Annotated in this window: 11 protein-coding genes; 8 read left to right on the top strand and 3 right to left on the bottom strand. The window is 43.3% G+C overall.

Annotated elements, in window-relative coordinates:
* Window positions 1–6: 6 nt before the first annotated feature.
* Window positions 7–1782, top strand: coding sequence for a biotin/lipoyl-binding protein (locus BACINT_RS12040; RefSeq protein ID WP_007663384.1), 1776 nt, complete (start codon window positions 7–9; stop codon window positions 1780–1782).
* 44 nt (window positions 1783–1826) lie between these two features.
* Here the strand turns inward: BACINT_RS12040 and BACINT_RS12035 are convergent, their stop codons facing one another.
* The 3 genes from BACINT_RS12035 to BACINT_RS12025 all read right to left on the bottom strand — a co-directional run bounded on the left by BACINT_RS12035 (window position 1827) and on the right by BACINT_RS12025 (window position 7013).
* Complete coding sequence (locus BACINT_RS12035; protein WP_007663383.1) at window positions 1827–4484, bottom strand: PAS domain-containing hybrid sensor histidine kinase/response regulator; 2658 nt, start codon at window positions 4482–4484, stop codon at window positions 1827–1829.
* Window positions 4485–4523: 39 nt separating this feature from the next.
* On the bottom strand, window positions 4524–5720 hold the full coding sequence (locus BACINT_RS12030; RefSeq protein WP_007663381.1) for a glycosyltransferase family 2 protein: 1197 nt from the start codon (window positions 5718–5720) through the stop codon (window positions 4524–4526).
* A gap of 84 nt (window positions 5721–5804) precedes the next feature.
* A complete protein-coding gene (locus BACINT_RS12025) occupies window positions 5805–7013 on the bottom strand; it encodes a BamA/TamA family outer membrane protein (protein ID WP_007663378.1) in 1209 nt (402 codons plus the stop codon).
* A 335-nt stretch (window positions 7014–7348) separates the two neighbouring features.
* Here BACINT_RS12025 and BACINT_RS12020 point away from each other — a divergent pair, with 335 nt between their 5' ends.
* The 7 genes from BACINT_RS12020 (at window position 7349) to nqrF (ending at window position 14737) form a co-directional block, all read left to right on the top strand.
* On the top strand, window positions 7349–8749 hold the full coding sequence (locus BACINT_RS12020) for a C1 family peptidase (protein WP_044155019.1): 1401 nt from the start codon (window positions 7349–7351) through the stop codon (window positions 8747–8749).
* 148 nt (window positions 8750–8897) lie between these two features.
* Window positions 8898–10250: a Na(+)-translocating NADH-quinone reductase subunit A gene (locus tag BACINT_RS12015; RefSeq protein WP_044155018.1), complete on the top strand. Its 1353-nt coding sequence runs from the start codon at window positions 8898–8900 to the stop codon at window positions 10248–10250.
* A gap of 33 nt (window positions 10251–10283) precedes the next feature.
* Entirely contained in the window at window positions 10284–11453 is a 1170-nt protein-coding gene (locus BACINT_RS12010; protein ID WP_007663374.1) for an NADH:ubiquinone reductase (Na(+)-transporting) subunit B, read from the top strand.
* A 14-nt stretch (window positions 11454–11467) separates the two neighbouring features.
* Window positions 11468–12154 carry a Na(+)-translocating NADH-quinone reductase subunit C gene (locus tag BACINT_RS12005; protein WP_007663373.1) on the top strand — a complete coding sequence of 229 codons (687 nt, stop codon included), beginning with the start codon at window positions 11468–11470 and terminating at the stop codon, window positions 12152–12154.
* A 4-nt stretch (window positions 12155–12158) separates the two neighbouring features.
* On the top strand, window positions 12159–12794 hold the full coding sequence (locus BACINT_RS12000; RefSeq protein WP_044155222.1) for an NADH:ubiquinone reductase (Na(+)-transporting) subunit D: 636 nt from the start codon (window positions 12159–12161) through the stop codon (window positions 12792–12794).
* 22 nt (window positions 12795–12816) lie between these two features.
* Complete coding sequence (gene nqrE, locus BACINT_RS11995) at window positions 12817–13443, top strand: NADH:ubiquinone reductase (Na(+)-transporting) subunit E (RefSeq protein WP_007663369.1); 627 nt, start codon at window positions 12817–12819, stop codon at window positions 13441–13443.
* 19 nt (window positions 13444–13462) lie between these two features.
* A complete protein-coding gene (nqrF, locus tag BACINT_RS11990; RefSeq protein WP_007663367.1) occupies window positions 13463–14737 on the top strand; it encodes an NADH:ubiquinone reductase (Na(+)-transporting) subunit F in 1275 nt (424 codons plus the stop codon).
* Window positions 14738–14836 lie beyond the last annotated feature (99 nt).

Genomic DNA, 14836 nt, shown 5'->3' with positions numbered 1-14836 from the left:
ACTGCGATGAAAAAAGAAATTAAATTCAGTCTTGTTTACCGTGACATGTGGCAATCTTCCGGTAAATATCAACCTCGTGTAGACCAATTGGTACGTATCGCCCCCTTGATTATCGAAATGGGGTGTTTTGCCCGTGTGGAAACTAACGGAGGGGCTTTTGAGCAAGTGAATCTGTTGTATGGCGAAAACCCCAACAAGGCCGTACGTGCTTTTACTAAACCTTTCAATGAAGCAGGTATACAGACACATATGCTGGATCGTGGTCTGAATGCTCTGCGTATGTATCCGGTACCTGCCGATGTTCGTCGTTTGATGTATCATGTGAAGCATGCACAGGGAGTGGATATCACTCGTATTTTCTGTGGATTGAATGAAACGCGCAATATCATTCCATCTATAAAATATGCATTGGAAGCAGGTATGATACCGCAAGCTACGCTGTGTATCACGCATTCGCCTGTACATACAGTGGAGTATTACGCTCATGTTGCTGATCAGCTGATCGAAGCCGGAGCACCCGAAATCTGTCTGAAAGACATGGCAGGTATCGGTCGTCCGGGTATGCTGGGGCGATTGACGAAAACAATTAAAGAGAGGCATCCGGAAGTGATCATTCAATATCATGGTCATAGTGGGCCGGGCCTGTCGATGGCATCTATTCTTGAAGTCTGTGAGAATGGAGCTGATATCATTGATGTAGCTATGGAACCGATGTCCTGGGGTAAAGTACATCCGGATGTAATTTCGGTGCAGGCTATGTTGAAAGATCTGGGTTTCCAGGTACCGGATATCAATATGAAAGCCTATATGAAAGCGCGTGCCATGACGCAGGAATTTATAGATGATTTCCTGGGTTATTTCATGGATCCTACGAATAAACATATGTCCTCTTTGTTGCTGAAATGTGGACTTCCCGGTGGTATGATGGGTTCTATGATGGCGGATCTGAAGGGGGTACATTCAGGAATAAATATGATACTGAGAGGGAAAAACGAACCTGAACTTAGTATCGATGATTTACTGGTGATGCTTTTCGACGAAGTGGAATATGTATGGCCTAAATTAGGTTATCCCCCACTGGTGACACCTTTCAGCCAGTATGTGAAGAATGTTGCGTTGATGAACGTTATGCAACTGGTGAAAGGCGAGGAGCGCTGGACGATGATAGATAATCATACCTGGGATATGATTTTGGGTAAGAGCGGACGCCTGCCAGGTGAACTGGATCCTGAGATTGTAGAACTCGCAAAGTCTAAAGGTTATGAGTTTGTAGATACAGATCCGCAGTTGAATTATCCGGATGCACTGGATGAGTTCCGGAAGGAAATGGATGATAACAACTGGGAATATGGTGACGATGATGAAGAACTCTTTGAGTTAGCCATGCACGACCGTCAGTATCGTGACTATAAGTCAGGTACTGCTAAGAAGCGTTTTGAGGATGAGTTACAACGCGCTAAGGATGCTGCCATGGTGAAAAATGGATATTCAGAAGAAGAAATAAAAAAACTGAAACGTGCTAAGGCTGACCCGATAATTGCTCCGGATAAAGGACAGGTACTGTGGGAGGTATCAGTTGAAGGTCCTTCTGTTGCTCCGTTCATCGGGCGTAAATACCAGCATGATGAAGTGTTCTGCTATCTTTCCACCCCGTGGGGAGAATACGAAAAAATACCGACCGGATTTACCGGACGTGTCGTAGAGATATGTGCCAAGCAAGGTGATACCGTGAATAAAGGCGATGTGATTGCTTATATTCAGAGGAGTGATATTTTTGCATAGTTAAATTAATGATTAACGGTTAGTGATACACTGACCGTTAATCATTAATTCTCCCTTATCCACTTTTTTATTGTCTCCTTTAGCACCTCCTGTGTGAAAGGTTTAGTCAGGAAATCGTTGCACCCCACTTCAAGTGCTGCTTTACGGTCATGATCATAGGCAAAAGCAGTCAGGGCAATGATGGGGATATCGGGTGATAGTTCACGGATGATTCTTGTTGCATCCAGTCCGCCGAGGTTCGGCATTTTCATATCCATCAGGATGATATCCGGATTTAATTCCACAAACATATTGACGGCTTCCATACCATCTTTGGCACGTTCCAGGTGATATTCTTTTCCTAAGATGGCTTTGATCAGGATATAATTACTGTCGGTATCTTCGGCTATCAGGATCGTTTTCATTCGAGAACTTTCAGGTGTAGCTTGATTCTTTTCAGTTGTTGCTTTTTGTTCATTGGTTGTCGACCCACTCTCTTCAAGTACAGTTTCAGGCATTTCTTTTTCTTCCTCGTTGGCAATCTTTGCAGGCAGGTTAAAGGTGAAAGTTGTACCTTTCTCCAGTTCGGAAGTTACAGAGATTGTTCCGCCCAGACGTTCAATGATGGTCTTGCAAATTGCTAACCCTAATCCTGTACCTTGTGCAAAATTGTTTGCTTTCACAAACCGTTCGAAAACTTTTCCTATCTTTTCGGGAGCAATGCCTGTTCCTGTATCAGTTACATGGAAAATGATATTTTCCCCTTCTTGGTGGTATCCATAACTGATACTTCCATGAGTTGTGAACTTGAATGCATTTCCTATCAGGTTTGATATAACCTGGAAAATACGATTCTTGTCCGAATCGATGCGAATATCTTCATCCGAAGGTTCAAATATTAACTCAACATCGGAAGGACAACGGAATACATGGGCATCATGAATCTCTTTACAAAGCGGATATAGGCGGACGGGAGCAATGCTGAATTCAACAATACCGGCTTCTATCTTTGATAAATCCAGTATTTCGTTGATGAGTTGCAGCAGGCGTTCGTTGTTAGCTTCCACTATGTTGTAATATTCTTTGCGTTCCTCTGTATTTTCACTTTCGGCGATGATGCGTGAGAAACCTATAATGGCATTGAGTGGCGTACGTATTTCATGGCTCATATTGGCAAGGAAAGCCGATTTGAGCTGATCGGAAGTTTCCGCTTTTTCTTTGGCAACCATTAATTCACGTTTCATCAGTTCCATGTCGGTGATGTCCCATTCTATATTCAATAAGATGGGAGAGAAGTCGTTACTTTCTATTTTCATCTTCCGTTTGTCAAGGAAAAGAGATTGTCCGTTACCATCACGTTCTTCCGTAATCCAGTGCATTTCTTGTCCTGTAGCAGCTATCTCAATGTCTTGGCGACGTTTTTCTTGTGCTATTTCCAGAGGATAGAAGTCGAAATCGTCTTTTCCCAGAGCTTCCTGCATAGTGATTTCACGGTTATATGATTCACGGTTGCGGTATAAGTACTTAAAATTGTTTTTTATATCTTTCACGACGATACCTGCGGGCAAATACTCTATGGTTTTGTCTAATATCTGGCTGAAGCGTTTGATTTGCTGTTCGTGTTTGATGCGTTGGGAAATATCCCGGCCGAATGCCCAGATAGTTCCTTCACCTTCATCACTGATGATACAATAGGCATTACTTTCGTATGCCAGTATTTCGGGGTAGAGTGGCAGAGGGTTATACATAGTGACACACAGTTTCTTTTCTCCATTCTTGATGGAAACAGCCAGTTTTTTCCATTCTTCTTCATTCCGGACATATGAGTCGATTTCATAAATTTTTAGTTGGGTGATGTCATCTGTATTGTTCAGGTTGTGGTGCAGCTTGAACTGGCGGTTGGCAAATATCAACGTACCATCTTCATGGGCTGCAAAGATGTCTTCTGTGGAATTGTTGATGGCATGTGTCAGCAGATTGATGTCATTGCGTCTCTGCTGGATGTCGGTGATATTTTGTATATATCCTTCCAGGGTAACATTGCCGTCCTTGTATCGTTCGCGGGTGAATGCTTTCAGGCGGATATAAAAGACTTTTTTGTCTAAGGAAATACGATAGTCTATGCTTTCTTCCATATTCCCTTTGAGATTTTGGACGAGCCAGTTGCTGAAACTGTCTCTATCTTCAGGAAGAATAAAATTCAGGTAGTCGGATAGGAGAATACTTTGTTCTGCTTCCGTACACATGATACCTGTCTGACCTGAATAGCTGAATTCCTTGGCGTTGGCATTATATATCCACCTGCCAATGAGCGCGGCCTTTTGTATTTCAAACAGTTCCCGATTTTTTCTTTCCAGTTCCAGTTTGCGTTGGCTGCGTTCCGTAATGTCACGATATTGACATAATATTAGGTCGCCATAGGGCTGCATGATACATTTGAAGAAATAATTTCTACCCCGCAATGTGAGTTCATAATTGCGGATTGATTTTGTTTTCTGGAGTAAGACTTTCTTGAATTCCGGATAAAACTCACGGTAGGTATTGGAGGGTAACAGGGATAGTAAATTCTTTCCAAGTAGCCTTTTTTCTTTTATGAACCATAAATCTACATTATGGATAGCTATATCTACACATACACCGTCTTTGTCCATGAGTATTAGTGTGTCTGATACCATGTTCAATAGTTTTTCGGAGTTGTTTGTGTCTTTCAGGATGCTTTTCATGTCTTCTTGTGTATTTAGATTTATAATTGGACAGGTACCTTATTTTCCCGCCCTTCGTGATTTTTCCCAAGCTCCACTGCTATTGTCTTTACGTTTACTTAGGTAGCGGAATCCCCTTATTACATTGACGTTCATAAAAAGGAAGTAATAAGGTATGAAGAGAATTTTGTTTTTAATATGTCTTCTTGAAAGGATGTATCCCCAGATACCCATCAGGTAAAATAGAACCTGTAATCCCAGAATGATAGCGTAGAATAGAGGACAGTTACCAGTAAAGAGTAATATAACATTGAGGGGCAGCAACAGGAACAGGAGGATAGGGGTGATAGACCATCGCAGAACACGATGGGATACATATTGGAAATTAAGCCAGCCATAGCGGAACGGGTTCAGTAACGGACGTAATCGCCAGATAGACTGTAGTCCTCCGGCTGCGATGCGTACTTTACGTTTTTCTTCTTCCTGCATATCGGCAGAACCACTTTCGGTGGCGTAAGCTGTAGCACAGTAAGCAATGGTATAACCGTGCATGGCTATGCGGAGGGAGAGGATGAAATCATCGAGTAGGGTATCCGTTCTCATGTCTTCGAATAATTCGCGGCGTACAGCGAACAATTCTCCGGCGGCTCCTACAGCTGAGTAAAGACGTGAATCGAGTGCTTTCAAAGTCGACTCATATTTCCAATAGATACCTTCTCCACCTGATGCTGCATTATCTTTGCTTTGTACGGCAATACGTTTTTCTCCGGCAACACACCCTACTTTAGGATTGGTAAAAGCATGAACGATTTCACGCAGAGCTTCACGGTTCAAGTGGGTATTGGCATCAGTGAATATGACGAGTGGCGTTTTTACAAACTTCATTCCCCGGTTGAGGGCAGCGGTTTTTCCCTGCCGTTGGGGCTGATGGAGTACGGTGGCTTGAGGCCAGCGTGAAAGGCGTTCATTAGTGTGGTCGTTACTGCCATCGGTTACCCAGAATATTTGTAGTTTCTCTGTAGGGTAGTCTAAGTCCAGGCAGTTTTGCATTTTTTCGTCTACAACGTCTTCTTCGTTGTAAGCTGCAATAAAGAGTGTGAGTTCAGGCAACTCTTCATCAGGAGGTATGGGGTAGTGGATCGGCTTACGGAAAGTTTCCTTTATCTTAACCAGAATATATAATACAATTCCATATCCTATATAAGTGTAGAATACGATAAAAAGGCTTATCCAGAATACTATCTCGAGGGTTCTCATTATAAAGTTGTTTAAGGTAAACAAGTAATAATGCTCAAAAGTATGGATAATCTTTTACTGATGCAAGAAAAGGGGGAAGATTTATCAAAACGCTTCTGTCATATTGAAATAAAACAGTGTTTGGTTGTTGACTGTATTTTTACCCAAATCAAGACGGACATTCATACGGGGCTGTACTTCAATACGTAGTCCGACACCGTAGTTGGGAAGTACACCTTCTATCTTGCCGGGAGTGGGCCCCATGAATCCGCAACCTGTCCAAGCTACGAAACCTACATGGTTTAGCATACGCTTCAGCCAGGTACTCTTATCAGTGTTTATCATCTGGCGATACTCCGCCATAACCACATGGGAAGATTTGTCACGATATTGTCCCATATAATAACCACGCAGGTCAAAAGGAGTTCCAGTAAGCATGTATTGTGTCAAAGGTACATCTCCAAACACGTTTTTAGTTTGTGCTGTCCAGGCAATGACCTTACGTTTCCCGACAGTCTTATATTGACGATAGTCTATCTCCAAGCGATAAAAGTTTTTATCGCTCCCGAGAAATTTGGTATACATCATTCCACGGAAATCGAGGTACATGCCCGAGTAGGCATTGGAGGGAATGTCACGGCTGTCATAAGTCAGCAGAAAACCAAGTCCGGAATTGAAATTTTTGTAACCTTTCTCTGTACCTCCGGCTGCCTTGTAGGATGGCTCGTCTACCAGATGTTTGGCGGGTTCTGTTATATCGTCATAGTTGATGTCTATCTGTGGTCCAGCAAATATGTTGCTGTTGCCTAAGCGGAAAAGGAACCAGGGATTGAACTGGATACCACTGTAGCGGTATTGGCTGGTGCTGTCGCTACGAACATAATTCTTGTTTGTACTGTAGCCCAGACCGTAGAAATTATCTTCCGTGTTTTTATAAGCAAATTTTCCGAAGATGCGGAAACGGTCACCTTTAAAAAAGAGTTGAGGCTTGGAAAAAAGGTTGATGCCACCATTGAACAAGAAAGCGATGGCTACGGGAACTACAGAACGCAACTGTGTAGTGTCACTGGGATTCATGCGGAAAGTCATCAGAGCGCTACCACCAAGTACTGCACCAAAATCGGGAGTATAACTCGGACCACCCAAAATATTATAATGCAAGTTTCGTTTTGCTACCTTTTGTTTACGCAATTCACGCTTAGTCAATGCAGGAGTCGTATCGTTGCCAGTAATCATCAAATTCATTCCTTCCTGAGCGGAAAGTGCTGTTACTGAAAGTAGTAATGTAATAATACCTGTTATATATCTTTTCATATCATACGAATGAGGGTGCAAAGAAAACTAATAAATTTGAATTAGTTTTCAATTCAAAAGACAATAAATCTAAAGATTTTACTAAAAGTTTCAAAAAAGCCATTAATTTTGCATCTAATCAAAGAACTGGCAGTGGGAATTGCCAATGGCCTTTTTTCGAAGTATCGGACATTTAGACTAATATAAGACCATCCCCGTACCCGGTCCGTGTCTGGTCCATACCAAAGCCGTACCAAGTCCAAGCTCTTAGACACGGAGCAAGTACGGACTTGATGGGGGGAAGACCTGTAGAAGACAGGAGAAATAGACCAATTACTATACAAACCATATATTTTATGAATAAACGAATTTTATCAGTTTTTGTTTTCAGTGCCGCTTTATTTTCCATGCAGGCACAAGACGGAAAAGGGGGAATCAGCGAGACTATGCTGAACCAGATTAAACAGAGCTATCAAGGCACCACTGCCGATAAGGCTCTTCGTAATGCCATCGGAAACAATGACATTCGTAAACTTGCACTGAATCAGGAGAATCTGACAGGAATGGATACTCATTTTTCTGTGAAGGTAAACTCTAAAGGAATTACAGATCAGAAGTCGTCCGGACGTTGCTGGCTCTTCACCGGACTGAACGTGATGCGTGCCAAGACTATTGCCAAATATGATTTTCAATCTTTTGAATTTTCGGAGATTTACCCTTTCTTCTGGGATCAACTGGAGAAAGCCAATCTTTTCCTGCAGGGTATTATCGACACCCGTGAAAAGCCTATGAGCGACAAAACAGTGGAATGGCTTTTTCAACATCCTTTGAGTGATGGAGGAACATTTACGGGGGTTGCTGATATTGTCAGCAAATACGGTCTGGTACCTAAGGAAGCTATGCCGGAAACCAATAGCAGTGATAATACTTCGCGTATGGCAAATCTGGTTTCTTTGAAATTGAAAGAATACGGCCTGCAATTGCGCGACCTTGCTTCTAAAGGGGCAAAACCGGCGGCATTGGAAAAAGAGAAAACAACAATGCTCGGTACTATATATCGTATGTTGGTACTGAATTTGGGTGTTCCACCTACAGAGTTCGATTATGTACGTAAGGATGCCAAGGGTAATCCTGCGGAGACCGAACATCACACTCCGATGTCTTTCCTGAAGAAATATGGTGATGAGAATCTGCTGGGCAATTATGTGATGGTAATGAACGACCCTTCCCGTGAATACTACAAATGCTATGAGATAGACTATGACCGCCACCGCTACGATGGCAAAAACTGGACCTATGTAAACCTGCCTGTAGAAGATATCAAAGAAATGGCTATTGCTTCTTTGAAAGACAGTACCATGATGTATTTCTCTTGTGATGTGGGTAAGTTCCTGAATTCCGAACGTGGTTTGCTCGATGTGAAGAACTATGATTACGAATCGCTTATGGGCACTACTTTCAATATGGATAAGAAACAACGTATCCAGACTTTTTCCAGCGGTTCTTCTCATGCCATGACGCTTATGGCAGTAGATTTGAATAAGGACGGAAAGCCTGTGAAGTGGATGGTGGAAAATAGTTGGGGACCTGCAAGCGGTTATCAGGGGCATTTGATCATGACGGATGAATGGTTCGATGAATATATGTTCCGTCTGGTTTTGGAAACTAAGTATGTGCCTGCTAAGGTAATGGATCTGTTCAAACAGAAGCCTATTCGTCTACCCGCTTGGGATCCTATGTTTGCGGAAGAAAATTAACACGATAACTCATCTTGTCGTCATCGTGCTCGTTAACGAAAGGAATTGCGGAAATTTATCCGTAATTCCTTTTGTTTTTGCTCTTTATTCACGTTCTTTTTTGCTACTTTTGCGGCAAATTAATGAAACCATTATTTTATATAAACGCATGGCAAATGTAATTAAGTTACGTAAAGGCCTTGACATCAACCTGAAAGGTAAAGCTTATCAGGAGTTTATGTCTGTGAAAGAACCGGGATTCTACGCATTGGTTCCCGATGATTTTACGGGTATCACTCCGAAAGTGGTAGTCAAAGAACAGGAATATGTGATGGCCGGAGGACCCTTGTTTATCGACAAGAATCATCCTGAATTGAAATTTGTTTCGCCCGTTAGCGGCGTAGTGACAAGCGTGGAGCGCGGCGCACGCCGTAAAGTGCTGAACATTGTCGTTGAAGCTGCAGCCGAGCAAGACTATGAAGAATTCGGTAAGAAAGACGTGAATGCCCTGAATGGCGAGTCGGTGAAAGCTGCATTGTTGGAAGCCGGTATGTTTGCGTTCATCCGTCAGCGTCCCTATGATGTGATTGCTGATCCGACGATGTATCCGAAAGCTATCTTTGTTTCGGCCTTCGACAGTAACCCGCTGGCACCTGATTTTGAATTCGCCCTGAAAGGCGAGGAAGCAAACTTCCAAACAGGATTGGACGCTCTTTCCAAAATGGCAAAGACGTATTTAAGTATTAGTGTAAAACAAAAGGCAGCAGCGTTGACGCAAGCTAAGAATGTAACGATTACTGCATTTGACGGACCGAATCCGGCCGGCAATGTAGGCGTACAGATTAACCATATTTCACCTGTTGTGAAGGGTGAGACTGTATGGACAATCGGTGCGGAAGCTGTTATATTCATCGGACGTCTGTTCAATACAGGTCGTGTGGACATGACACGCAAAGTTGCCGTAACAGGTTCCGAAGTGTTGAAACCTGCTTACTGTAAACTGAAAGTCGGTGCTCTGCTGACAAACGTATTCAGTGGAAACGTGACTACCGGTAGAGATTTACGCTACATCAGTGGTAATGTACTTACAGGTAAAAAAGTGAATCCGAACGGTTTTCTTGGCGCTTTTGACAGCCAGTTGACAGTGATTCCCGAAGGTGACGATATTCACGAAATGCTGGGTTGGATTATGCCGCGTTTCAATCAGTTCAGTGTGAACCATTCTTATTTCAGCTGGTTGCTGGGTAATAATAAGGAATATGTGCTTGATGCCCGTATCAAGGGTGGTGAACGTCACATGATCATGTCTAATGAGTATGATAAAGTATTCCCGATGGACATCTTCCCTGAATATCTGGTAAAAGCTATCATAGCAGGTGATATTGACCGTATGGAGGCTTTGGGTATTTATGAGGTAGCTCCTGAGGATTTTGCCCTTTGCGAATTCGTATGTTCTTCGAAAGTAGAAGTTCAACGCATTGTTCGTGCAGGACTTGACATGCTCCGTGCTGAAATGGCCTAATTCAATTTAAAAATCAAGAATTAAAAATTAAAGATGAAAGCGTTAAGAAATTATCTCGACAAGATAAAGCCGAACTTTGAAGAGGGCGGCAAATTCCACGCATTCCAGTCTGTGTTCGACGGATTCGAAACATTCCTGTTCGTCCCCAGCACGACTTCGAAATCGGGAACGCACATTCACGACGCTATCGACAGCAAGCGCATTATGTCGATGGTGGTCATTGCGTTGGTACCGGCGTTGTTGTTCGGTATGTATAACGTAGGTTACCAGCACTTCCATGCTACCGGTGCTACGGGTAGTTTTATTGAAATGTTTGCCTACGGTTTTCTGGCTGTATTGCCTAAAATCATTGTTTCTTATGTAGTAGGTTTGGGTATTGAGTTCGTTGTGGCTCAATGGAAGAAAGAAGAAATCCAGGAAGGTTTCCTCGTTTCAGGTATCCTGATCCCTATGATTGTTCCGGTAGACTGCCCGCTGTGGATTCTGGCAGTGGCTACTGCATTCTCCGTAATTTTTGCAAAGGAAGTATTCGGTGGTACAGGTATGAACGTATTCAACGTTGCCCTGATTACTCGTGCATTCCTTTTCTTCGCATATCCTACGAAGATGTCCGGTGATGCTGTTTGGGTATCAGGAGATACTATCTTCGGTATGGGGCAGGCTGTTGACGGATTGACCGTAGCTACTCCGCTGGGTGAAGCTGCTACTACAGGTGCCATTCCGCCTTTCTCTTGGGATATGGTAACGGGGTTGATACCGGGTTCTATTGGTGAGACCAGTGTAATTGCCATTGCTCTTGGTGCTATCTTGCTGTTGGCAACGGGTATCGCAAGCTGGAAGACGATGTTCTCCGTATTCGTGGGTGGTGCATTCATGGCTTGGGTGTTCAATACAGTCGGTCCCGACACTCCGATGGCTCAGATGCCTTGGTACGAACATCTCGTGCTGGGTGGTTTCTGTTTCGGTGCTGTGTTCATGGCTACCGATCCTGTGACTTCGGCTCGTACCGAGACGGGTAAGTATATCTTCGGTTTCCTGATTGGTGTCATGGCAATCGTAATCCGAGTACTGAACCCCGGTTATCCCGAAGGTATGATGCTTGCCATCCTGCTGATGAACATCTTCGCTCCGTTGATTGACTACTGTGTAGTACAAGGTAATATCAGCCGTCGCGAGAAACGTGCAATTAAGTCTAACAATTAAAATACCGTAAGAAAATGAATACCAATAGTAATAGTTATACTATCATTTATGCTTCGGTAATGGTTGTTATCGTTGCATTCTTGCTGGCATTCGTTAGTTCCTCATTGAGAACCATTCAGAACAAAAATGTGGAACTGGATACGAAGAAGCAAATACTCGCTGCATTGAATATCAAGAACGTGAAAGATGCCGAGGCTGAATATAATAAATATGTAAAAGGAGATATGCTGATGAACGTAGACGGTACTTTGACCGAGAATACCGGAGCATTTGCTACTGGCTACGAAAAAGAGGCTAAAGAACATCAACGTCTGCACGTATTCGTAGCAGAAGTGAATGGAGAAAAGAAATATGTGTTCCCTGTTTACGGTGCCGGTCTTTGGGGTGCTATCTGGGGATATGTTGCACTGAATAGCGATAAAGATACTGTTTATGGTGTCTATTTCTCTCATGCCAGTGAAACTCCGGGTCTGGGTGCTGAAATTGCCGGACAACACTTTCAAGATGAATTCTTGGGTAAGAAGACACTGGAAAACGGTGAAATTGCCTTGGGTGTTGTGAAGAACGGCAAGGTTGAGAAACCTGATTATCAAGTGGACGGTATCTCTGGTGGTACGATTACTTCTGTAGGTGTAGATGCCATGCTGAAAGCTTGTCTGAATAGTTACAAGAGTTTTTTAACCAATAATGATGAGGAATAAGGATATGGGACAGTTGTTTTCAAAGAAAAATAGAGAAGTATTCTCAGCTCCGCTGGGCATGAACAATCCTGTTACCGTACAGGTGCTGGGTATCTGTTCTGCACTGGCTGTAACTGCCAAACTGGAACCCGCCATCGTAATGGGTCTTTCGGTAACAGTGATTACGGCTTTTGCCAATGTGGTTATTTCATTGTTGCGTAAGACAATTCCCAACCGTATCCGTATTATCGTTCAGTTGGTTGTGGTAGCAGCTTTGGTAACCATTGTGAGTGAAATATTGAAAGCTTTTGCTTATGATGTAAGTGTACAGCTTTCTGTGTATGTAGGTTTGATTATTACAAACTGTATCCTGATGGGACGTCTGGAAGCATTTGCCATGCAGAACGGTCCGTGGGAATCTTGCCTGGATGGTATAGGTAACGGTTTGGGATATGCTAAGATTTTGATTATCGTAGCTTTCTTCCGCGAACTGTTAGGCTCGGGTACATTGCTTGGTTTCAATATCCTGAACCATGAATGGCTGACAAATCTGGGTTATGTGAACAACGGTTTGATGCTGATGCCGCCGATGGCTTTGATCATCTGCGCTTGCATCATCTGGTATCAACGTGCTCGTCACAAAGAATTGCAAGAAAAGTAATCACTAGTAAACAGAAAGAATTATGGAACATTTAATAAGTTTATTTGTCCGCTCCATATTTGTGGACAACATGATATTTGCATTCTTCCTGGGTATGTGCTCTTACTTAGCTGTATCTAAGAATGTAAAGACTGCTGTAGGACTGGGTATCGCTGTAACTTTCGTATTGGTGGTTACGCTTCCAGTCAACTATTTATTGCAGACCAAGGTGCTGGCTGCCAATGCTATTATTGATGGCGTTGACCTCAGCTTCCTCAGTTTTATCCTTTTTATTGCTGTAATTGCCGGTATCGTACAGTTGGTAGAGATGGTTGTGGAACGTTTTAGTCCTTCTCTCTACGCTTCACTGGGTATCTTCTTGCCGTTGATTGCTGTAAACTGTGCTATCATGGGTGCTTCTCTGTTCATGCAGCAGCGCATCAATGTAGGTGAGAGTGACCCGAAGTACATCGGTGATATATGGGATGCCATCTCTTACGCACTGGGTTCCGGTATTGGTTGGTTACTGGCTATTGTCGGTCTGGCAGCTATCCGTGAAAAAATGGCTTACTCTGACGTGCCTGATGCGCTGAAAGGCTTGGGTATCACGTTCATTACAGTAGGCTTGATGGCAATGGCATTCATGTGTTTCTCTGGTTTGAACATCTAATAAAGAAAGGAATAGAACAATGGATATGAATTTAATATTAGCGAGCATTGGAGTATTCCTGGTGGTTATTCTGCTGCTTGTTGTTATCCTGCTGGTTGCCAAGAATTTCTTGGTGCCTTCAGGTAATGTAAAACTGACTATAAACGGTGACAAGGTACTGGATGTGGAGTCTGGTGCTACGTTGCTGAATACATTGTCTGTGAATGGAGTATTCCTTTCTTCCGCTTGTGGTGGTAAGGGTTCTTGCGGACAGTGTAAATGCCAGGTACTGGATGGTGGCGGCGAGATTCTGCCGTCTGAGGTTCCTCATTTTAGCCGTAAACAAGTACAGGATCACTGGCGTCTGGGTTGCCAGGTGAAGGTAAAGAGCGATATGGCTATCAAGATTGATGAGTCTGTGCTTGGTGTAAAAGAGTGGGAATGCGAAGTTATCTCCAACAAGAATGTGGCTACGTTCATCAAAGAGTTCATCGTTGCGTTGCCTAAGGGTGAACACATGGACTTTATTCCGGGGTCTTATGCGCAGATCAAGATACCTAAGTTCGATATGGACTATAACAAAGACATTGATAAGAGCCTGATTGGTGATGAGTATTTGCCGGCATGGGAAAAATTCGGTCTGTTTACACTGAAGTGTCGAAATGACGAAGAAACCATTCGTGCATACTCTATGGCTAACTATCCGGCAGAGGGCGACCGTATTATGTTGACGGTACGTATCGCAACTCCGCCGTTTAAGCCCAAAGAACAAGGTCCGGGCTTTATGGATGTGATGCCGGGTATCGCTTCTTCTTATATCTTTACGCTGAAACCAGGTGACAAGGTTATCATGAGTGGTCCTTACGGAGACTTCCATCCGATATTCGACTCTAAGAAGGAAATGATGTGGATTGGTGGTGGTGCCGGTATGGCTCCGTTGCGTGCCCAGATCATGCACTTAACGAAGACATTGCATACTACTGACCGTAAGATGACTTACTTCTATGGTGCACGTGCCCTGAATGAAGTATTCTATCTGGAAGACTTCCTGCAAATAGAGAAAGATTTCCCGAACTTTACGTTCCATTTGGCATTAGACCGTCCGGATCCCGCAGCAGATGCAGCAGGCGTGAAGTATACTCCGGGATTCGTTCATCAGGTAATTTACAATACATACCTGAAAGACCATGAAGCTCCTGAAGATATTGAATATTACATGTGTGGTCCTGGCCCGATGTCGAAGGCTGTTGAGAAGATGCTCGACGATCTTGGTGTTCCGGCTCAGAACTTGATGTTCGATAACTTCGGCGGATAAAATTAGGCAAGGTTTATAAAAAACTTCGATATTTGTAGAAACTCCTGCAAGGCTACGGCTGTGCAGGAGTTTTTTTGTTATCTTTGGCCCGTTATCGAA

The sequence above is a fragment of the Bacteroides intestinalis DSM 17393 genome, assembly GCF_000172175.1.
In the GTDB taxonomy this organism is placed as follows: Bacteria; Bacteroidota; Bacteroidia; order Bacteroidales; family Bacteroidaceae; genus Bacteroides; species Bacteroides intestinalis.
Note: the sequence above shows the minus strand (reverse complement) of the source record. Positions and strands in the feature narration are given on the sequence as shown.

What these genes read in the sequence shown, in the direction of transcription:
- BACINT_RS12040 (WP_007663384.1), top strand. Translation starts at nt 7, where the DNA reads ATGAAAAAAGAAATTAAATTCAGTCTTGTTTACCGTGACATGTGGCAA.
- BACINT_RS12035 (WP_007663383.1), bottom strand. Translation starts at nt 4,484, where the DNA reads ATGAAAAGCATCCTGAAAGACACAAACAACTCCGAAAAACTATTGAAC.
- BACINT_RS12030 (WP_007663381.1), bottom strand. Translation starts at nt 5,720, where the DNA reads ATGAGAACCCTCGAGATAGTATTCTGGATAAGCCTTTTTATCGTATTC.
- BACINT_RS12025 (WP_007663378.1), bottom strand. Translation starts at nt 7,013, where the DNA reads ATGAAAAGATATATAACAGGTATTATTACATTACTACTTTCAGTAACA.
- BACINT_RS12020 (WP_044155019.1), top strand. Translation starts at nt 7,349, where the DNA reads ATGAATAAACGAATTTTATCAGTTTTTGTTTTCAGTGCCGCTTTATTT.
- BACINT_RS12015 (WP_044155018.1), top strand. Translation starts at nt 8,898, where the DNA reads ATGGCAAATGTAATTAAGTTACGTAAAGGCCTTGACATCAACCTGAAA.
- BACINT_RS12010 (WP_007663374.1), top strand. Translation starts at nt 10,284, where the DNA reads ATGAAAGCGTTAAGAAATTATCTCGACAAGATAAAGCCGAACTTTGAA.
- BACINT_RS12005 (WP_007663373.1), top strand. Translation starts at nt 11,468, where the DNA reads ATGAATACCAATAGTAATAGTTATACTATCATTTATGCTTCGGTAATG.
- BACINT_RS12000 (WP_044155222.1), top strand. Translation starts at nt 12,159, where the DNA reads ATGGGACAGTTGTTTTCAAAGAAAAATAGAGAAGTATTCTCAGCTCCG.
- nqrE (WP_007663369.1), top strand. Translation starts at nt 12,817, where the DNA reads ATGGAACATTTAATAAGTTTATTTGTCCGCTCCATATTTGTGGACAAC.
- nqrF (WP_007663367.1), top strand. Translation starts at nt 13,463, where the DNA reads ATGGATATGAATTTAATATTAGCGAGCATTGGAGTATTCCTGGTGGTT.